18 protein-coding genes are annotated in these 18,606 nt (G+C 40.7%); 3 read left to right on the top strand and 15 right to left on the bottom strand.

Annotated elements, in window-relative coordinates:
* Positions 1-94: 94 nt before the first annotated feature.
* Together ACWPUA_RS03170 and zapA are read right to left on the bottom strand one after the other, a co-directional pair.
* Positions 95-643, bottom strand: coding sequence for a CvpA family protein (locus ACWPUA_RS03170; RefSeq protein ID WP_254733595.1), 549 nt, complete (start codon positions 641-643; stop codon positions 95-97).
* Entirely contained in the window at positions 640-942 is a 303-nt protein-coding gene (gene zapA, locus ACWPUA_RS03165; RefSeq protein ID WP_004252047.1) for a cell division protein ZapA, read from the bottom strand. The genes ACWPUA_RS03170 and zapA overlap by 4 nt, the downstream gene beginning before the upstream one ends.
* 86 nt (positions 943-1,028) lie before the next feature.
* Here zapA and rnhC point away from each other — a divergent pair, with 86 nt between their 5' ends.
* The 3 genes from rnhC (at position 1,029) to recD2 (ending at position 4,985) form a co-directional block, all read left to right on the top strand.
* Complete coding sequence (gene rnhC / locus ACWPUA_RS03160) at positions 1,029-1,910, top strand: ribonuclease HIII (RefSeq protein ID WP_454379048.1); 882 nt, start codon at positions 1,029-1,031, stop codon at positions 1,908-1,910.
* A gap of 4 nt (positions 1,911-1,914) precedes the next feature.
* A complete protein-coding gene (gene lepB, locus ACWPUA_RS03155) occupies positions 1,915-2,529 on the top strand; it encodes a signal peptidase I (RefSeq protein ID WP_223333567.1) in 615 nt (204 codons plus the stop codon).
* Between the two features lie 89 nt (positions 2,530-2,618).
* On the top strand, positions 2,619-4,985 hold the full coding sequence (gene recD2 / locus ACWPUA_RS03150; protein WP_414314244.1) for an SF1B family DNA helicase RecD2: 2,367 nt from the start codon (positions 2,619-2,621) through the stop codon (positions 4,983-4,985).
* 46 nt (positions 4,986-5,031) lie between these two features.
* Here the strand turns inward: recD2 and tig are convergent, their stop codons facing one another.
* The 13 genes from tig to ACWPUA_RS03085 all read right to left on the bottom strand — a co-directional run bounded on the left by tig (position 5,032) and on the right by ACWPUA_RS03085 (position 18,604).
* On the bottom strand, positions 5,032-6,315 hold the full coding sequence (tig, locus tag ACWPUA_RS03145) for a trigger factor (RefSeq protein WP_247912737.1): 1,284 nt from the start codon (positions 6,313-6,315) through the stop codon (positions 5,032-5,034).
* A gap of 112 nt (positions 6,316-6,427) precedes the next feature.
* Entirely contained in the window at positions 6,428-7,060 is a 633-nt protein-coding gene (locus ACWPUA_RS03140; protein ID WP_006152074.1) for a response regulator transcription factor, read from the bottom strand.
* A gap of 18 nt (positions 7,061-7,078) precedes the next feature.
* On the bottom strand, positions 7,079-8,068 hold the full coding sequence (locus ACWPUA_RS03135; protein ID WP_281137749.1) for a sensor histidine kinase: 990 nt from the start codon (positions 8,066-8,068) through the stop codon (positions 7,079-7,081).
* Complete coding sequence (gene liaF, locus ACWPUA_RS03130) at positions 8,065-8,763, bottom strand: cell wall-active antibiotics response protein LiaF (RefSeq protein ID WP_281137748.1); 699 nt, start codon at positions 8,761-8,763, stop codon at positions 8,065-8,067. Before liaF ends, ACWPUA_RS03135 begins: the two co-directional genes overlap by 4 nt.
* A 94-nt stretch (positions 8,764-8,857) precedes the next feature.
* Positions 8,858-9,859 (bottom strand): type 2 isopentenyl-diphosphate Delta-isomerase, encoded by a 1,002-nt coding sequence (gene fni / locus ACWPUA_RS03125; protein WP_454379044.1) that lies wholly within the window; start codon positions 9,857-9,859, stop codon positions 8,858-8,860.
* Positions 9,837-10,850, bottom strand: coding sequence for a phosphomevalonate kinase (locus ACWPUA_RS03120; RefSeq protein ID WP_454379042.1), 1,014 nt, complete (start codon positions 10,848-10,850; stop codon positions 9,837-9,839). The genes fni and ACWPUA_RS03120 overlap by 23 nt, the downstream gene beginning before the upstream one ends.
* A complete protein-coding gene (mvaD, locus tag ACWPUA_RS03115; RefSeq protein ID WP_414277193.1) occupies positions 10,837-11,790 on the bottom strand; it encodes a diphosphomevalonate decarboxylase in 954 nt (317 codons plus the stop codon). Before mvaD ends, ACWPUA_RS03120 begins: the two co-directional genes overlap by 14 nt.
* On the bottom strand, positions 11,772-12,650 hold the full coding sequence (mvk, locus tag ACWPUA_RS03110; RefSeq protein WP_414277192.1) for a mevalonate kinase: 879 nt from the start codon (positions 12,648-12,650) through the stop codon (positions 11,772-11,774). The genes mvaD and mvk overlap by 19 nt, the downstream gene beginning before the upstream one ends.
* Positions 12,651-12,773: 123 nt before the next feature.
* The gene (locus tag ACWPUA_RS03105; protein ID WP_414256182.1) at positions 12,774-13,691 is read right to left on the bottom strand and encodes an N-acetylmuramoyl-L-alanine amidase family protein; all 918 of its coding nucleotides are present in this window, start codon (positions 13,689-13,691) and stop codon (positions 12,774-12,776) included.
* A gap of 94 nt (positions 13,692-13,785) precedes the next feature.
* Entirely contained in the window at positions 13,786-14,475 is a 690-nt protein-coding gene (locus ACWPUA_RS03100; RefSeq protein ID WP_454379039.1) for a response regulator transcription factor, read from the bottom strand.
* 11 nt (positions 14,476-14,486) lie between these two features.
* Positions 14,487-15,911, bottom strand: a complete 1,425-nt coding sequence (gndA, locus tag ACWPUA_RS03095; protein WP_454379037.1) for an NADP-dependent phosphogluconate dehydrogenase — start codon at positions 15,909-15,911, stop codon at positions 14,487-14,489.
* 76 nt (positions 15,912-15,987) lie between these two features.
* The gene (mapZ, locus tag ACWPUA_RS03090; protein ID WP_454379035.1) at positions 15,988-17,433 is read right to left on the bottom strand and encodes a cell division site-positioning protein MapZ; all 1,446 of its coding nucleotides are present in this window, start codon (positions 17,431-17,433) and stop codon (positions 15,988-15,990) included.
* Complete coding sequence (locus ACWPUA_RS03085; protein ID WP_454379033.1) at positions 17,426-18,604, bottom strand: THUMP domain-containing class I SAM-dependent RNA methyltransferase; 1,179 nt, start codon at positions 18,602-18,604, stop codon at positions 17,426-17,428. Before ACWPUA_RS03085 ends, mapZ begins: the two co-directional genes overlap by 8 nt.
* Between the last annotated feature and the right edge of the window lie 2 nt (positions 18,605-18,606).

Genomic DNA, 18,606 nt, shown 5'->3' with positions numbered 1-18,606 from the left:
AAAGTTATGGCTTTTTTTCATTTTCAAGTTTTTTAATTCAATCTCTTGCTTTTCGAAATTGTAAACAAAAGGCTAGGAATAGTTCCCGCCCTTTTTATCCGATTAATTTGGTAACCCAAAGCTGTTTAATAAAATTAGTTGTGAATGGAATACTTTGGATGATATGTCTAGCTACAAAGCTATTTTCAAGTGAATTTTGAACAATTTGTAATGGCACAGTCGCGAGAATCGTTAGCATCATCTGGAGGACAAACAAGGTCACACCGATTGATAGCACACCCGCACCGATACGGTAGTATTTCCCATCAAGTATCTTACTTGGTACTAGGTTTAGAAAAAGACCAAGCAAACGGCCGATGCAGTAAAAAATCGTAAAGGCTAATAGGAAGCCAACGCCTGCATAAAAAACCTTATCTAGATGGAAAAGTTGATTGGATGGGAAAAAGAAAGTTCCCTGTCCTTCCTGCGGATTAGCATAAGGGATTAATAAATTGAACTTCTGCCCTAAAGCTAGGTAATATTTGCTTGCAAAATAAGCAGAGACAATCGTTGCTACAAGATAATATGCTTGTAAAATAATTCCTCTGCGGTAGCCAATATAAAAGCTCCAAGCAAGGATTAATAAGAGTAGAATGGAAATCATAGGGAATCCTCAATCTTACTCTGCTCTTGTTTAGCCGCAACCACTTTATAACGGAGCGATTCTAACTCTTGCTCCTTATCATCAAATTCAATCTCACGACTGAGCTGAGTAGATAGGCAGTTGACTGCTAAGAGAATAGCTACTGTCTCATCATCAGCTCCAGGCATTTGTTCTTTGATTGCTTCATACTTTTCCGTCGCAACTTTAGCAATCTCCTCCATGAAAAGATTGTCATGTTCAGTTGTCAGCGTTAATGTTTTTTTCCCAAATGTAAACTTGAATCGATTTAAATTTGCCATAAAATTCACCTCAAGATATTATACCAAATTTCACTTAGTTTGTCAGTTTTTACCAATTCTAGCGCTTTTATGGTACAATAGAGACTATGGCAAGTATCACATTAACTCCGAGTGAAAAGGAAATTCAGGCTTTTATTCAAAAGCATGAACATGCACTCACTCCTAGTAAAAATCCCTATATTCGCTACTTTTTAAAGCTTCCTCAAGCCAGTGTTTCCGTCTATACATCTGGGAAAGTCCTCTTGCAAGGAGAAGCCGCTGAAAGCTATGCTAGCTTTTTTGGTTATCAAGAAGCACAAGTAGTTAGCGGGCAAAATTTCCCCTTGATTGGAACAGATGAGGTTGGAAATGGTTCCTACTTCGGTGGTCTGGCTGTAGTGGCATCCTTTGTGACTCCTGACCAACATGACTTCCTACGAAAACTAGGTGTAGGGGATTCTAAGACTCTGACAGACCAAAAAATTCGTCAACTTGCTCCCCTTCTTAAGGAGAGAATCCAGCACCAAGCGCTGCTTCTTTCTCCAAGTAAGTATAATGAAGTCATTGGGGAGCGCTACAATGCCGTTTCCGTAAAGGTAGCTCTGCACAATCAAGCGATTTTTCTCCTCCTCCAAAAGGGAGTCCAGCCAGAAAAGATTGTGATCGATGCTTTTACGAGTGCTCAAAACTATGACAAGTACTTAAAAAATGAAGCCAATCATTTTTCTAATCCAGTCAGCCTAGAGGAAAAAGCTGAAGGTAAGTACTTGGCTGTCGCAGTAAGTTCTATCATTGCGCGTGATCTCTTCCTAGAAAATCTTGAAAACCTAGGACGAGAGCTAGGCTATCAACTTCCAAGTGGTGCTGGAACTGCTTCTGACAAGGTAGCTAGCCAAATCCTTCAAGCATATGGAATGAAAGGGCTCGGCTTCTGTGCAAAGCTGCATTTTAAAAACACTGAAAAAGCTAAGCAACTTCTAGAAAGGTAAAAGTATGAATTATTTTAAAATATTTTTAAAAGAGTGGGGAATTTTCTTCCTGATTATTGCATTAATAGGTCTCAGCCGTCTCTTTCTCTGGAGCAATGTTCGTGTAGAAGGACACTCTATGGACCCTACTCTAGCTGATGGAGAAATTCTCTTCGTTGTCAAACATCTCCCTATCGATCGCTTTGATATAGTTGTCGCTCATGAGGATGAAGGGAATAAAGATATCGTGAAGCGAGTCATCGGATTGCCAGGTGATACCATCCGTTACGAAAATGATAAGCTCTACATCAACAATCAAGAAACCGATGAGCCTTACCTAGCAGATTATCTCAAACGCTTTAAAGAGGATAAACTCCAATCAACCTATACCGGAGATAGCTGGGATGGGAAAAAAGGCGAGTACTTCAGAAGTCTTGCTGAAAAAGCTGATGCCTTTACCTTAGATGTTAACTTCAATACTAGCTTTACCTTCACTGTTCCAGAGGGACAATACCTCCTACTTGGTGATGACCGTCTGGTATCTAGTGATAGCCGACATGTTGGTACTTTTAAAGCAAAAGATATTATTGGAGAGGCAAAATTCCGTTTCTGGCCACTCAAACGTATCGGAACATTTTAAGAACACTAAGAGGCCGAGAAATATAAATCTCAGCCTCTTCTCATTCTATTCTGAATGATAGATTTCATTCAGGAATGTAAAGGAATTATATGGAAGTCTATTTTACAGGTACGATTGAACGTATTATTTTTGAAAATGTCAGCAACTTTTACCGTATTCTCCTTTTAGATATAGAGGATACCAATGCTGAGGACTTTGATGATTTCGAAATCATTGTTACAGGGACCATGGCTGATGTCATCGAGGGAGAAGAATACACTTTCTGGGGGCAGATTGTTCAACACTCCAAATACGGAGAACAACTGCAGATTTCCCGTTACGAAAGAGCAAAACCAACTAGTAAGGGATTGGTCAAATATTTCTCTAGCAGCCATTTCAAAGGAATTGGTCTTAAAACTGCCCAAAAGATTGTGGAACTCTATGGGGAAAATACTATCGATGAAATCCTGGAACATCCTGAAAAACTTGAGACTATCTCAGGGCTGTCTTCTAAAAGTCGTGAGGCCTTTGTATCCACACTCCGTCTCAACTACGGTACAGAAATGGTCTTGGCCAAGCTTGCCAACTACGGAATCCCTAATAAATTAGCTATTCAAATTCAGGATACCTACAAAGAGGAAACTATCGATATCGTTGAAAATTATCCCTATCAGTTGGTAGAAGATATCAAGGGCTTGGGTTTTACCATCGCTGACCAATTGGCGCAAGAATTGGGCATTGAAAGCCAGGCTCCAGAACGTTTCCGAGCTGGCCTCATTCATAGCCTTTTAAACGCTTGTATGGAAAGTGGGAATACTTATGTTGAAGCTAGAGACTTATTAGAAAAAACTCTAAATCTACTGGAATCCTCACGTCCTGTAGAACTGGAACCAAGTCAACTTGCTCAAGAATTGTCCAATCTCATTGGAGAAGAAAAAGTCCAACAAGTTGACACCAAAATCTTTGATAACAGTCTCTTTTTCGCAGAAGAAGGAATTCATAATCACCTGATTCGTATCCTTGAAAAAGAAGAAACCGATAAACAAGAAACAGAAATCATCCAGGAGCAGATCGCAATTGTTGAGGAAGAATTAGGTATCCAATACGATGCCATTCAAAAACAGGCAATCTGCGATGCTATCCAAAACAAGGTCTTTATCCTGACTGGCGGACCTGGAACTGGAAAAACCACTGTTATCAATGGGATTATTGCTGTCTATGCTCGATTAGAAGGACTGGACCTTCGAAAGAAAAGTAATCTACCGATTCTCCTTGCTGCTCCAACTGGTCGTGCGGCTCGTCGCATGAATGAACTAACAGGCTTGCCGAGTGCAACCATTCACCGCCACTTGGGTATGACTGGTGACGACGACACAAGCCATTTAGAAGATTATCTAGATGCTGACTTTATCATCGTAGACGAGTTCTCTATGGTAGATACTTGGCTAGCCAATCAACTCTTCTCAAATATTTCCTCTACTAGTAAAATTCTCATCGTTGGAGATAGTGATCAGTTGCCATCGGTTAGCCCAGGCCAAGTTCTGGCTGACTTGCTCCAGATTCCAAGTATTCCGCAAACACGCTTGGAAAGAATCTACCGCCAGAGCGAAGAATCAACCATTGTCACGCTTGCGAGTCAGATTCGTCAAGGAATTTTACCTGCAGATTTCACCCAGAAAAAAGCAGACCGTTCCTACTTTGAAATCGCTAGTAACCAGATCCCAGCGACCATTGAAAAAATCCTAGACGCTGCCATCAGAAGTGGCATCCCTGCACGAGACATCCAAGTTCTAGCTCCTATGTATCGTGGAGCAGCAGGAATCGATGCCATCAATCAACTCATGCAAGAACTGCTTAATCCTCTTCAAAAGGGACAGATTAGTTTTGAAGCAAGTCAGTTTCAGTATCGTAGTGGTGATAAGGTCATTCATTTGGTTAACGATGCAGAAGTTAACGTTTTTAACGGAGACCTAGGCTACATCACAGACCTCATTCCTGGAAAATACACTGAATCTAAACAAGATGAAATGATGATTGATTTTGATGGGAACGAAGTCGTCTATCCACGCAACGAATGGTACAAGATTCGTCTTGCCTACGCCATGAGTATCCATAAATCTCAAGGAAGTGAATTCCCAGTTGTGTTTCTTCCCATCACCAGTGCTAGCAAGCGCATGCTGGAGCGTAACCTCATCTACACTGCTATTACTCGGGCTAAAAGCAAACTCATCCTACTCGGTGAACTTCAAGCCTTTGATTATGCAACTAAACATATCGGAACAGCTCGAAAAACCTATCTGATTGAACGTTTCAGCGATTTAACCGAAAGCTCTGAAGAAATAAATGAGCCAATTCTTGAAACAGAAAATCAGATTAACCCTCATCAACCTTACATTCTGACTGAAGAAAACTGGACTAGTATCCCAGCCATGATTGGGATTAGCCAAGATGACCTTGATGAGTTTTTCGGAAAATAAAGCACAAAAAAACCACCGAATTCCGGTGGTTTTTTATCTTTTCAGATTATTTTACTGTTGCAGTGCTTGTGATCAATTCAACAGCTTTCTTGATTGTGATATCATGTTTCAACATATCTGCTGAAAGCAAGCTTTGTACTTGGGCAACTTCCATGTTGTAATCTGCAGCCAATTGCTCGATTTCTTTTTGGATTTCTTCTTCAGTAGCGTCAAATCCTTCAGCTTTCGCAACTGCTTCGATAACAAGGTTAGTCTTAGTGCGTGACTCAGCTTCTGCTTCGTATTGTTTGTGAAGGTCTTCTTGAGTAGTTCCAGTGATTTGGAAGTACATATCAGGGTTGATACCTTGACGTTGCAAGTTTCCAAGGAACTCATTTACTGAGCGGTGAACTTCTTCGTGGATCATTTCTTCTGGAAGCTCTACGATTTCAGCGTTTTCAACTGCTTTATCAATTGCTGCACCTTCAACGGCATCATTGTATGCTTCTTCTTTAGCAGCCGCCAATTCTTTGCGGTATTTTTCTTTCAATTCGTCAAGAGTTTCAACTTCTTCGTCGATATCTTTTGCAAGTTCATCGTCAAGAGCTGGAACTTCTTTAGCTTTAACTTCGTGGATAGTTGTTACGAATTTAGCTTCTTTACCTGCAAGGTCTTCTGCTTGGTAGTCTTCTGGGAATGTTACGATAACATCAACAGTTTCACCAGCTGAATGTCCAACCAATTGGTCTTCAAATCCAGGGATGAATTGACCTGAACCAAGTCCAAGTGAGAAGTTTTCACCTTTTCCACCGTCAAATTCAACACCGTCGATAGAACCAACAAAGTCGATAACAACAGTGTCGCCGTTTTCAGCAGCACCTTCTTTGATCACCAATTCAGCCAAGTTGTTGCGTTCACGTTCGATACGCTCTTCAACATCAGCGTCAGTTACTTCTTTATCTACATCAACTGATACTTCAAGGTTTTTGTATTCACCCAATTTTACTTCAGGTTTTGTAACAACTTCAGCAGTGATAACCCAATCTTGACCTTTTTCCATAGAAGTTACGTCAATTTTTGGTTGAGCAACTACTTCAAGACCAGCTTCTTTAACAGCTGCTTCATAAGCGTCTGGTAAAAGAGCGTTCATTGCATCTTGGTAAAGTGCTTCTTCACCAAATTTTTGGTCGAAGATAGGACGTGGAAGGTGACCTTTACGGAAACCTGGAACGTTAAGAGTTTTCTTTACTGAGTTAAATACACGGTCCAATTCTGGTTTGATTTGGTCTTGAGAGATAGTGAAAGTCAAGACACCACGGTTTGTTTCTTTGTTTTCAAATGATACAGACATTCTGTCATTTCTCCTTAAAATTTTTAATACAGTCCATTATACCACATAGTAGCGAACTTTTTCAAGTAATGGATGCGCTTTTCGTCCATGCTTCAGTTACATCCTATGTCCCCTAAAATTCATCAGAACCCACCAGATGGTGTTGAAAAGCATAAACAGCTGCCTGGGTACGATCACTAACTTCAAGTTTGGCTAGGATATTGGAGACATGGGTCTTGACTGTCTTAAGGGAGATAAAGAGCTCATCTGCAATGCGCTGATTTTCATAGCCCTTGGCAATCAGTTGAAGGACATCGCGTTCTCGCGCAGTTAATTCTTCGTGCAGTTCGACGTGATTACGGTTATATTCTACCTTCTTGCTGACCTCTTGTTCAATTGCAAATTCACCGGCTGCTACCTTACGAACTGCGTGTAGCAACTCATCTGCGCTCGAAGTTTTGAGCATATAGCCTTTAGCCCCAGCATTTAAGACTGGCATGATTTTTTCATTGTCTAGATAAGAAGTCACAATCAAAATTTTAGCCTCCGGCCATTCTTTGAGAATAGCTAGAGTTGCGTCAATTCCGTTGACTTCAGGCATAACAATATCCATGACGATCACATCTGGACGAAGCTCCAAGGCCATGGAAATCCCTTCGGCTCCATTAGTTGCTTCTCCAACAACCTCTACATCATCTTGTAGTTCAAAATAACTTTTTAAACCAAGACGCACCATTTGGTGGTCATCTACTAATAATAGTTTCATTTTATTTCCTTTTGTTAATCAATCAAGCAAGGGGATCCGAATATCCACTGCCAAACCCTGCTTCGGTGCTGTTAGTAGTTGTACGGTCCCTGCCATATCTTCCACTCGTTCTTTGATATTGCGTAGTCCATAGCTTAGTTCATCAACATCATCTAACTGAAAACCGAGACCATTGTCTACTACCTTCAACTGCAATTCAGTTTCCGTTTGATAAAGATAAACATCTAGACAAGAAGCTTGGGCATGACGGAGAGTATTACTAATCAATTCTTGGACGATACGAAAGACATGCTCCTCAATCTTTTTAGGCAATTCGTCTACCTCATATTTAAAACTGACTTTGAGTTCACTTTTTTCTTCCAATTCTTTGAGAAGCAACTGTATCCCCTCAACCAGACTCTTTTGTTCCAGTTCAATAGGACGCAAATGCAAGAGTAGAATACGCAAATCTCTTTGGGCTGTCTCCAAAATAGCTGTTACACTCTGGAGTTGTGTCTGCATCTTCTCTTTGTCTAATCTGGAAGCTTGTTGACTGAGTCCTGATAAAATCATATGGGCAGCAAAAATTTCTTGGCTAACCGTATCATGCAAGTCACGCGCGATTCGCTTGCGCTCCTTTTCAATAATCACTTCTTCCTTGACCAAGGCTTGATTGTCCGCTTTTTGAATGGCTTCTGTCAATAAACCAAGCTTGCCTGACAGGTTTTTAAAACTTGCGTCTAAGTCGTCATCCCCTAGACTTTTAATATCTTTACCAGCCAGCAGATTCTTAAGATTTGCTTGGATTCTTCTTCTTGAAATTTCGTCAACCATTGTCCAAAATAGGACCAATAAAAAAGCAAGGGCAAGACTAAACATCAAAGCTAGAAATAGGACTTTTTCTGTCTTTTCTAAATCTTGGAAGAGAGAAGTCCACTCCAAATCTAAGACCTTAAAAATACTTCGAAACAGAAAAGCGACAAAGAGAAAAGAGGTGACACCAATTAAAATATAGGGTTGCTTTTTCATCCTCTCACCACCTCAACATCTCCAACCATCGTTGTCAAAAGAATCTTAACACTCTTGGGACTCTTGAGATAATCTCTGGTTTCTTGATGAAATTGCTCATTACGCAAAGCACGTTTAGGCTGGTCAAAAAAGGTTAAATCTCCGTACAGAGAATTGACGCTTAGGCTGACTTCTACATCCACTGGTACGATAATTCTAGTCGTACCAACCAGTTTTCTCAAGATAATGACATTATCATGATTGCTCAAAATCACGTGCTCTAGATGAATGGTATCCTTCCCCATAAGGCGAAAGAGATTGATATCATCAAAACGACAGGTCTGGTAACTTGAAAAATGGTGGAGATTTCCAAACCAACGATTTTTCTCCCTCTTTACTGTCACAACTTCTTCAAAAACCAGATTGGTATCTTCTCTTTCCTGGTTCATCATAGGGTAAAGCAGGAACAGGCTGTAAATCAAGGCTACAAAGATGGCTAAAATGACAAAGGGATTGAGCATGATGATAAAGAAAAATAGGATGCTCACTGCTACTAAAATAAAATTGTTCCCCTGTTTTCCAGTATAATATCGAATCAGCAGTAAAAACAAGAGCAAAATCAGTAGAAAACGGGAAAAATGCTCTGATACCATCATAATCAGAGCTCCTGTTAATAAACAAGCTTCAATAAATAGAAAAATTTGAAATTTTCGCATGTATCCGTCCTCTCCATTTAATTGTATCACAAATCCCAAAAGTCACATCAGTCTGAGGAATGATAAAGAGACCGGGACTAAAATCCCGATCTCTTTACATTTGATCTTTTGCTTCTTTCAATTTTCCATATAGGAGATAGTCAACCTCTTGCAAATCCTCAATTTTTTTACAATTAAGGGCACACATAATCAAGCGTAGGTCTTCCTTCCAACCTTCAACAATGGAAATAACGACATCAACAGAGTAATTTTCAACCAGCTCTAACATAGTGCGTGATAGACCAACTGCCTTGGCTCCAAACACCAAGCATTTGATGATATCTAGTGGATTGCGAACTCCTCCACTAACCAAAAGTTCCATCTTGTCTTTCCAGTCTTGGGCATTCAGAAGAGCTTGCATGGTCGATTGACCCCAGTCATTGAGGTAGTCCCGTTGACCGCTACGACGATTTTCGATATAGGCAAAGCTAGTCCCCCCACGGCCAGACAAATCAACGGTTTGTATTCCCATCTCATAAGCCTTAGCAATGGTTTTCACATCCATGCCAAAGCCAACTTCTTTTAAAACAAGAGGTACAGAGATTTGCTCAGCATAATCTTTCAGATTATGCTGCCATAATCTAAATTGACGTTCACCCTCTGGCATAAGTAATTCCTGCATGACATTAACATGAACTTGTAAGAGGAGTGGATTCATCTCTTTCACTGTTTGTAATCCTAGTTCTACAGGCTTGTCTAAGCCAATATTGGTTCCAAGAAGGAGGTTAGGGTAACTAGTTTTGACTGAAAAAGAGTCATCTGAAGGATCCTTAAGAGCAGCACTGTAAGAACCTGTTACAAATAAAATCCCACAGGATTCAGCCACCTGAGCCAATTTTTGATTGATTTCTCTCCCCTTATCGCTTCCACCCGTCATGGCATTGATATAAAAAGGAAAGTCCCACTTTCGACCTGCAAATTCTGTCGAAAGATCAATTTCATCTAAGTCATATAAAGGTAGCGAGGAGTGGATCAACTCCACTTCATCAAAACTATTATAAGTACTGTTTTGTTCAAGGGCATAGCGGATGTGTTCATCCTTCCGATTTGTCGTCATGTCCTATCCTTTCTTGATACAAGAGCTCAATTCCTAGATCAGCCCAGCGTTTTTTCAGTAATGTGGTCGAATCTTGGTCAAAGCCAAGTGCAATCCCACAGTCTCCACCACCAGCACCACTGCTCTTAGCAACAGCTTTTAAGTCTTGGCTGGCATTTTTTAATTGCCTGAGCGAAGGTGTATAAATATCTGAACTCAAGCCTTCTAAAAGTTGGCTAGCTTGTTCCAGCAAGTCAATAATGGTTTCTTCTTGACCCACCTCCAAAGCCTTTACCAAGTTAGCTACTGTTTCTTTTGAAGCCTGTAAAAAGCTAGAGTTCATATTATCCTTGATTTGCTTGACCATATGACTTGATACAGCCACTTCCTTGGTCCAACCAACCAGAAAATCAAACTTCAAGGCCGGTTCAACGCTCCTAATAGAAAAGCCCCAGTCACGTGCTAATACAGCTTGCAAGTCTTCTTTTTCTAGCCAATCTGCCACTTTCTCACGGTCAAATGACTGATAGAGGACGAGGTCTTCTGATACGATACAGGCAATGTCCCCCATGGAGCCATTGTCCCCACGTTTAAGAAGTACAGCACTCGCCAATTTAAACAAGAGTTCTCTATCAGCTAATCTTTCATAGAAGGCAAGCATGGCCTTGATGACCAAAACAACCACACTACCACTAGAACCCAGGCCAAATTTCTTCCCCTCACGCTCCATTTTCCCACGAATGTCTAAAGAAAAAGGCTGCAGTTCAACTCCTTGGGCAGTTAGATACTCCTCCACCAAGGCAACTGTTTCTTGAATCAAGGTATAAGAGGAATCCGGTCGCAAGTCTACACTATAGGAAAACATATCTGAGTAGAGTCGATAATTATTAGACGCTTTAATCTCAGCCGTCATATAGATGGGAATAGCCTTTATTAGTGCCAACTGTCCCGGTTCTAAAATGGCATACTCCCCAGCCCAATAGAGCTTCCCACAAGTTTTAACAATCGTCATCTTGGCTCAAATCCTTTGTTTTTGAAACGATTAAGCGATATCGTTGACCTAAAAGTTCTGATAAATGTTCCAAATCCTCTTCCAAGCAAAGAACCTTGACATTAGGGCCCGCATCCATGGTAAAGTAGCAAGATTCTCCTTGTTCTCTAAGCTGACGAACAAAATCCATAGCCTCATAACTAGCATCTGTCAGATAAGAGAAGGATGGAGTTGCAGTTTTTGTTGTAGCATGCATAGCCAAGGCGTTCTTCTCTGTTAATTCTCCAACTTTCTTAAAGTCATTTTCCTTGAGGTAGACTAACATATCCTTGTAATCTTGTTCAGATTGACGAATCCACTCATCAAAAGTTGTCGAAGTCTCCACACAGAGCTTCATCCCATCTCGACTGGAAATTGGTTTTTTCTGGTCTTCCAAGACCAACATAATCATAGCGAGTTTCAAGTCAGTCTCAACTGGATAGATCTCTCCACTATCCTTGTCCCAGGCTGCCAAGGGGCCATAAAAACTACGAGATGAAGAACCCGATGCAAACTTAGCTTCCAAGGCCAATTCTCTGCGATTCAGCCCAAGTTGGAAATATGCGTTACAAGCTTTGACCAAGGCAGATAAACCACTGGAACTTGAAGAAAGGCCTGCTGCTGTTGGCATATTGTTCTTGGTATCGATACGAACAAACCCTGCTCCTTCAGGACGGTAGCGGTCAATGATTTTACTCATCTTGGCATGCTCAGCTTCGTTTTGCAACTGACCATTGATGTAAAAGACATCAGCGGTTGCATCTACTGGTAAAGGAGAAAGTATCGTCTCCGTATACATATTTTCTAAAGTTAGAGAGATACTGCTAGTCGCAGGAACCATCTCTTTTTCTGCCTTCTTTCCCCAATATTTAATAATAGCAATATTGGCATAGGAACGTACTGTTACAGGCTTTCGATCCATGTCTGAACAGCTCCTTTCTCTTCTAATCTTTCAGCTAAATCTTGAGCTTGGTGATAGTCAGCTACTAAGGCTATAATACAGCCACCTAAACCACCACCACTCATCTTAGCACCTAAAGCTCCATGTTCGAGAGCAGTTTCAACCAAGGCATCAGCCTCAAGGCTACTAACTCCTATTTCTTTTAGATTTCCATGTGCTTTTGTTAAAATCTCTCCCAGCATCATGGCATCTCTTGCCTTTATTGCTTCTTCTGCTTGCTGGGTCAACTCTCCAAGTGCATACAAGAAAGGTAAAGCTTCCTTACCCTTGCTCTCTACAACTTGAATAGCTTCACGAGTGTGTCCATAGACTCCTGTATCTGCAATGACCAGATAAGCCGACAAGTCCATGGCTAGTTCTTCAAAACCAACATTCTTGATAAAACGAATAGGCTGGTCACTAAGGCAGGTCTTAGCATCCAATCCACTAGGATTCATATGGGCAATCATCTCAGCGCGATTGACCAGAATTTCTAACACATCTCGCGGTAGTTCTGCTTGGTAATAATCAAATACAGCGCGAATAGCCGCAATGCTAATGGCTGCCGAAGAACCCATTCCACGTTTTTCTGGAATAGCAGAGTCAATTTGGCAACGGATGTATGCATCTTTGATATTCAGATACTCGAGAGAAGCATAAACTGCCATGGACAAGGTGTCCTCTTCAAAAAGACGCCATGGTGTCGTTGCCGGTACAACCCGACAAGTCACCTCTACCTCTAAAAGAGGCAAAGAGATGGCTGGATAGCCGTAAACGACTGCATGCTCCCCTATTAAAATAATTTTACTATGTGCCTGACCGACACCAACTTCTTTTGTCATTTAATCCTACTATCAGATGAAAATCATCTATTTCTAGATAAAATTTTAGAACTTTATTCCTTTCTATTTTATTATATTTTCACAAAAAAAGCGATTGTTTCCTTTCACAATCGCTTGTTTTCATCATTGTACCCACTCACCATTATAGTTGACCTGGTAGCCACCTACTGTGGTATTCACAGCTAGGGCACCTGAACTATAGGCATAGTACCATTTACCGTTAACTTGGAACCAGCCTGTCACCATAGCTCCTGACGAACGAAGATAATACCAAGTATTATCGACATAAATCCAGCCAGTTTTCATATCACCATTTTGAGCATCTAAATAATACCAAGTTGAACCATCTAGATACCAACCGGTCGCCATAGCACCTGATGAACGGAGATAGTACCACTTGTTACCAAGATACTGCCAACCAGTTTGCATTGCAGCGGTTGTTGGATCGAGATAGTACCAAGTCGAATTGTCGTTAATCCAACCAGCACGTCTTTCTCCACCAAGGTAGTCTTTTCCTGAAGAACCTGTTTTTGCTAGGTAATACCAGTTAGACTGATCATAAAGCCAACCTGTTTTTAATGAGTGATCTTGATCAAAGTAGTAGTTTGCTAATTTAAGAACTTCTGGGCCTTCAAAGCCTTCACCATGCTTTTTGCCAACAGTTAACGAATACTTAGCCTCTAATTGTTGCCAGCCAACAAACTCTTGTAGTACGCCATCTTTATCAAAATAGTACCACTTGTGTTGAAGACCGATTTCATTAACTGGTTGGTTATCTAACAAATCATCACGATAACCTGTTCCAGGAATTTCTATATATTGCCAGCCAACTACCATTTCTCCTTTATCACCAAAATAGTAAGTTTTACCGTCTATTTTATGCCAATAGATTGCTTTATGGTCATCTTTTATATAATATTTTCTATTGTCCTTATCGACAAACTGTCCACCTGTAGTGTCCGCAAATACTGTATTTGTTGCTAACAGACCAAAGAAAAATACTGCTAGTCCAACTTGCATCATTTTTTTCAAAAATTTCATTCTTGCTTCCTCCAAAATGATTATAGCAAAAACTGAACTATATGTCAATATATAATAATTTCAAAAAAAGCAGTTACACAAGGTAACTGCTTTTCTATTCTTGCATGGTGTAACCCACACCACGTACGGTTTTAATGTAACTCTTTTGACCTTTTACGTCAAGTTTGCTACGTAGATAACGGATATAAACATCCACAATATTGGTTTCGGTCGCACTTTCATACTTCCAAACACTTTCCAGCAACTGCTCTCGAGTTAAAACTTTCTTGCTTCCCATAAGGGTAGCCAAAAGGTCATATTCACGACGTGTGAGGGCAATCATTTCCTCACCACGATAGACTGTATGATGTTCTACGTCCATACGCAGATTGCGATAGGATGTCGGAACCTTCATTTGACTACAGTGTTGGTCGATAAAATCCCGACCTCGGAAAATTGCTGCAATACGAGCCACCAAATCATCAATAATGACTGGCTTGTAGATATATGAAACAGCGAAACGCTGGATTGTTTCAAGTTGGTCTTGCAATTCTTCTCGATGGTCCAAGATCATGATCACCGCAGCTGGCTTGGTTCGACTCAACTTATCTGCAAAATCCTGGGCTGTCATATCCCCTAGATGAGCATTCAGTAAAATCAAGTCATAGTCTGTCTGAAGAGCCATGGAGAGGGCCTTTTGTCCCTCTTCTACCTGATCAACTCGGTATTGCTCTTTTTGGAGTTCCAGACTTAAAAAATGAGCTAGATTTCTTTCTTTCTCAAGTAATAAAATCCGTTTCCCCATGGCTGACCTACTTATTTTTCGTCATACCAAGAGTAGTGGAATGTTCCTTCTTTGTCTTTACGTTGGTATGTGTGGGCACCAAAGTAATCACGTTGTGCTTGGATCAAGTTTGCTGGAAGGTCAGCTGAACGGTAGCTATCAAAGTAAGTGATGGCAGCTGAGAATGTTGGTACTGGTACACCTGCTTGAACAGCAAGAGCTACGATATCACGAACTGATTGTTGGTACTTAGCTGTTACATCCAAGAAGTACTCATCCAAAAGAAGGTTAGGAAGATCTGCATCACGGTTGTATGCATCTGTGATCTTTTGCAAGAAACGAGAACGGATGATACATCCATCGCGCCAGATAGATGCGATGTCCGCAAATGGCAAGTTCCAGTTGTTTTCTTTAGAAGCTACACGCAATTGCGCAAAACCTTGTGCGTAAGAGATGATTTTTGAGAAGTAAAGGGCTTGACGGATTTTTTCAATCAACTCAGCCTTGTCGCCTTCAAATTTGAAAGCAGCTGGTTTTGGAAGCACCTTGCTTGCATGAACACGTTCTTCTTTGTAAGTTGAGATATAACGGGCAAATACTGACTCAGTAATGAGTGACAATGGCACACCAAGGTCAAGAGCTGATTGACTAGTCCATTTACCAGTTCCTTTGTTTCCTGCAGCATCCAAGATGTAGTCTACGATTGGTCCATCTTGACCTTCATCATCTTTACGGCTCAAGATATCAGCTGTGATTTCAATCAAGTAGCTGTCCAATTCACCCTTGTTCCACTCAGTAAAGATTTCAGCCATGTCTTCTGCCGAAAGACCGAGCAAGTGTTGCATCAAGTCATAGCTTTCTGCGATCAATTGCATATCACCGTACTCGATACCATTGTGAACCATTTTCACATAGTGACCTGCTCCATCAGGACCGATGTAAGTCACACATGGTTTCCCATCTTCTGGTGCTTTTGCAGAAATTTCTTCAAGAACGTCAGCCACCAATTCATAGGCTTCTTTTTGTCCACCAGGCATGATAGATGGTCCTTCAAGGGCACCTTTTTCACCACCAGATACACCTGTACCGATGAAGTTGATACCTGAGTTCGCCAATTCTTCATTACGACGGATAGTATCTTTATAGAAAGTATTTCCTCCATCAATCAAGATATCGCCTTTATCCAAGTGTGGAAGAAGGGCTTGGATGGTTGCGTCTGTACCAGGTCCTGCTTGAACCATAAGCATGATACGACGTGGTTTTTCGATTGAGTTTACGAAGCTTTCGATATCATAGCTTGGCACAAAGTTCTTTTCAGGATGGCAAGCAACAACATCTTCTGTTTTTTCTTTACTACGGTTATAGATAGCAACTGTGTATCCACGAGATTCGATATTAAGGGCAAGGTTACGACCCATTACGGCCATACCAACAACACCAAAGTTTGCTTTTGTCATGTGACACTCCTCTTATTTAATATGTTTTATTTTATCACGTTTATCTGTGAAAAGAAAGAATTTTATAACAATTTGACTAGTAGTCTAAATCATCCGCATGGCCAGAACCATTCCCAACAAAGTATCCTGTCTTACAGTTTAGAGTGAAGAGATAAGTTCCATCTGGTTTATAAAGGTTGTAATAACCATTGCCATTAACGATATTTACAGGTTCCAAGATATATTGGTTTCCAGTGATATATCCACGTGCACGGGATGTCTCAAGTATTCGTTCAAGGACACCATCTGCAAAAGTCCAAGCAGGATTACTACTATCACTTACAGCGGCTTGATTATACGGTACTCGACTGACACTTCTTTGCAAATTAACGCCTTCGCTCGACAAGCCACCATTCGTAGATGACGCAGTCTCATTTGTTGAAGTAGATGGACTGCTTTCTGTCGTTGGGCTTGACGCTTCTTGGCTAGCGGCTGACGTTGAAGCTGCACTTGTTGTTGTACTTGCTAATTGACTCTTACCAAGACTGATTGCTTTGTCTAGAAGTTTATCAATTTCTGTATTACCAGTCTTGATATCTGTAAATTTAGCATCCGCTTTGATTTTTGCATTTGTATCCAAAACACCATCTGTAATAGCTGGAGTTTCAAATTGAGAATTTACTTCTTGAATTGCTTTTATCTGTGTTTCTAAGCTATCATATTTTGATTTGGCTAGAGTATGTTCTCTCGCTCCTTCAAGTTTATCTAGAAGTTCCTTCAATTGATTCAGTTGACTAAACTGGCTATTTTTAAGAGCTGTTTTGTTTTCATCAGTATAAAACGTGTCGTAGAGCGCATTAAATTGTTCATAGACCGACTGATTGCTTACCAAGCCTGAATCTGCAGCCTTCGTTTGAAGCTCTTGAGAAGAACGCGTAATCTGACGATAAACGTAATAGCCACCTCCAAAAATCAAGAGGAATAGTAAAATAATGGCTGACAAAATTGCCCATTTCTTTTTATTTTGAGGTTCATCATCTGCTTGAGCAGAACGAGATAAGGGTTGAAGTTGATCTTCATTTTCCTCATAAACCACTGCAACTTCGGAGTTATCAACCTCAGCCATTTCCACAGCTTCCAATTCATCCTTAAAAGGTTGCTCGAGAACTCTCGTTTCCTCTTCTTCGGCTTCTTGAGCAACGATTTCAGTTGTCTCTGTGGCTACTGCAAGAGCAATTGCTTCCTCTTCCGGACTTAACACATTTTCTTGTTCAGTAGTTTCTCTCACTTCTTGGATCATATCATCCAAGCTTTGAGTAGACTCCTCTTTTTTCGTTTGTAAATTTTCAAATTTGTCTGCTTCGATTTCTTCACGGTGTTGCTTGATATATTTATCTAAGATGGTATCATCTGGAGTCACACCCGCTTCAACCTCTTCGTTCTTACGAATAGCCTGACCAACCGTTAAATCTTTAGCCTCTTCAAATTCAAATTTAGATTCTTGCTCACCCTTGTGATGGCGATTGCGTCTTTTCTTACTCATTTGCATTCCTTTCTACTTTGACATCTTCTCTTTTCACTCGTTGACCAAAATATTGATATAAATCAACTTTCAAAGTACCGTTATAGAGTTTCCGTTTTTTATCTGCCTGACTACCATATTTACTTTCAAAAGCTTCGTCACTAGTCAGGATAAATTTACTCCAGGTTTTAAGTGGTGCAAATACCTCTCCCATCTCAGCATAGAGCTTTGTTACTCCTGCGTCATCTGATAAGCGTTCCCCATATGGTGGATTCGAAATAATAACTCCATTAATCTTATCTGTTCGCAAATCCTGCACGCGCATCTGCTTAAAGTAGATATCCTTAGAAACCCCCGCAGCCTGAGCATTTGCCTTAGCAATTTCCACCATGCGGCCATCGATATCACAGCCCATGATGTCTAGCTCAATCTCACGATTAATCTTCTTGCTAGCTTCCGTACGAATCTCCTGAATCAAACGATCACTAACCCAATTCCATTCTTCGAAAGCAAAGGAACGTCGTAAGCCTGGCGCCATATTACGAGCAATCATAGCTGCCTCAATACAGAAGGTTCCTGAACCACAGGTTGGATCAATCAAAGGTTTATCTGGATACCAGTTTGATAATTGCAGAATTGCTGCTGCCATGTTCTCTTTAATAGGAGCACCACCTTTTTCAGTACGATAACCTCGTTTGAAAAGACTAGAACCACTTGTGTCAATCATGATAGTCGCAACATCTTTAAGAATTGAAACCTCTATTTTAAACTCTGGACCATTTTCCATCAAGGGAACGCCTTCTGGTCGAGCATAATGTTTCTGCAATTTCTTGACAACTGCCTTTTTAGAAATAGCTTGAACACTAGGCTCATTATGAAGTTTTGATTTGACACACTTAGCCTTTGAAATTGGAAAACGCGCTCCAAGTGGTAAATAGTTTTCCCAATCTAAGGCAAAAACTCCTTGAAAAAGTTCTTCAAATGTTTTTGCAGGAAAAGTCCCAACAACAATCTTAATCCTATCTGCAGCTCGTAGCCACAAATTGGTTTCAATAATTGCCTTTACATCTCCTCCAAAGCGAACGCGACCATTCTCAACTTGACAGTCATAGCCAAGTGTACGCACTTCCCGACCTACAACAGCCTCTAAGCCTGCTGCAGCAGTCGCGATTAAGTTAAATGTTTGTTTCATGT

This window comes from Streptococcus sp. Marseille-Q6504 (genome assembly GCF_965111625.1).
This window is presented reverse-complemented; position numbering and strand designations above follow the sequence as displayed.

Bases quoted from the DNA above. Each gene is read 5' to 3' on its own strand.
- lepB (WP_223333567.1), top strand. From the start codon at position 1,915: ATGAATTATTTTAAAATATTTTTAAAAGAGTGGGGAATTTTCTTCCTG.
- ACWPUA_RS03085 (WP_454379033.1), bottom strand. From the start codon at position 18,604: ATGAAACAAACATTTAACTTAATCGCGACTGCTGCAGCAGGCTTAGAG.
- mvaD (WP_414277193.1), bottom strand. From the start codon at position 11,790: ATGGATCGAAAGCCTGTAACAGTACGTTCCTATGCCAATATTGCTATT.
- ACWPUA_RS03170 (WP_254733595.1), bottom strand. From the start codon at position 643: ATGATTTCCATTCTACTCTTATTAATCCTTGCTTGGAGCTTTTATATT.
- recD2 (WP_414314244.1), top strand. From the start codon at position 2,619: ATGGAAGTCTATTTTACAGGTACGATTGAACGTATTATTTTTGAAAAT.
- rnhC (WP_454379048.1), top strand. From the start codon at position 1,029: ATGGCAAGTATCACATTAACTCCGAGTGAAAAGGAAATTCAGGCTTTT.
- mvk (WP_414277192.1), bottom strand. From the start codon at position 12,650: ATGACAAAAGAAGTTGGTGTCGGTCAGGCACATAGTAAAATTATTTTA.
- zapA (WP_004252047.1), bottom strand. From the start codon at position 942: ATGGCAAATTTAAATCGATTCAAGTTTACATTTGGGAAAAAAACATTA.
- ACWPUA_RS03120 (WP_454379042.1), bottom strand. From the start codon at position 10,850: ATGACGATTGTTAAAACTTGTGGGAAGCTCTATTGGGCTGGGGAGTAT.
- ACWPUA_RS03135 (WP_281137749.1), bottom strand. From the start codon at position 8,068: ATGAAAAAGCAACCCTATATTTTAATTGGTGTCACCTCTTTTCTCTTT.
- ACWPUA_RS03105 (WP_414256182.1), bottom strand. From the start codon at position 13,691: ATGAAATTTTTGAAAAAAATGATGCAAGTTGGACTAGCAGTATTTTTC.
- mapZ (WP_454379035.1), bottom strand. From the start codon at position 17,433: ATGAGTAAGAAAAGACGCAATCGCCATCACAAGGGTGAGCAAGAATCT.
- gndA (WP_454379037.1), bottom strand. From the start codon at position 15,911: ATGACAAAAGCAAACTTTGGTGTTGTTGGTATGGCCGTAATGGGTCGT.
- fni (WP_454379044.1), bottom strand. From the start codon at position 9,859: ATGACGACAAATCGGAAGGATGAACACATCCGCTATGCCCTTGAACAA.
- ACWPUA_RS03140 (WP_006152074.1), bottom strand. From the start codon at position 7,060: ATGAAACTATTATTAGTAGATGACCACCAAATGGTGCGTCTTGGTTTA.
- liaF (WP_281137748.1), bottom strand. From the start codon at position 8,763: ATGCGAAAATTTCAAATTTTTCTATTTATTGAAGCTTGTTTATTAACA.
- tig (WP_247912737.1), bottom strand. From the start codon at position 6,315: ATGTCTGTATCATTTGAAAACAAAGAAACAAACCGTGGTGTCTTGACT.
- ACWPUA_RS03100 (WP_454379039.1), bottom strand. From the start codon at position 14,475: ATGGGGAAACGGATTTTATTACTTGAGAAAGAAAGAAATCTAGCTCAT.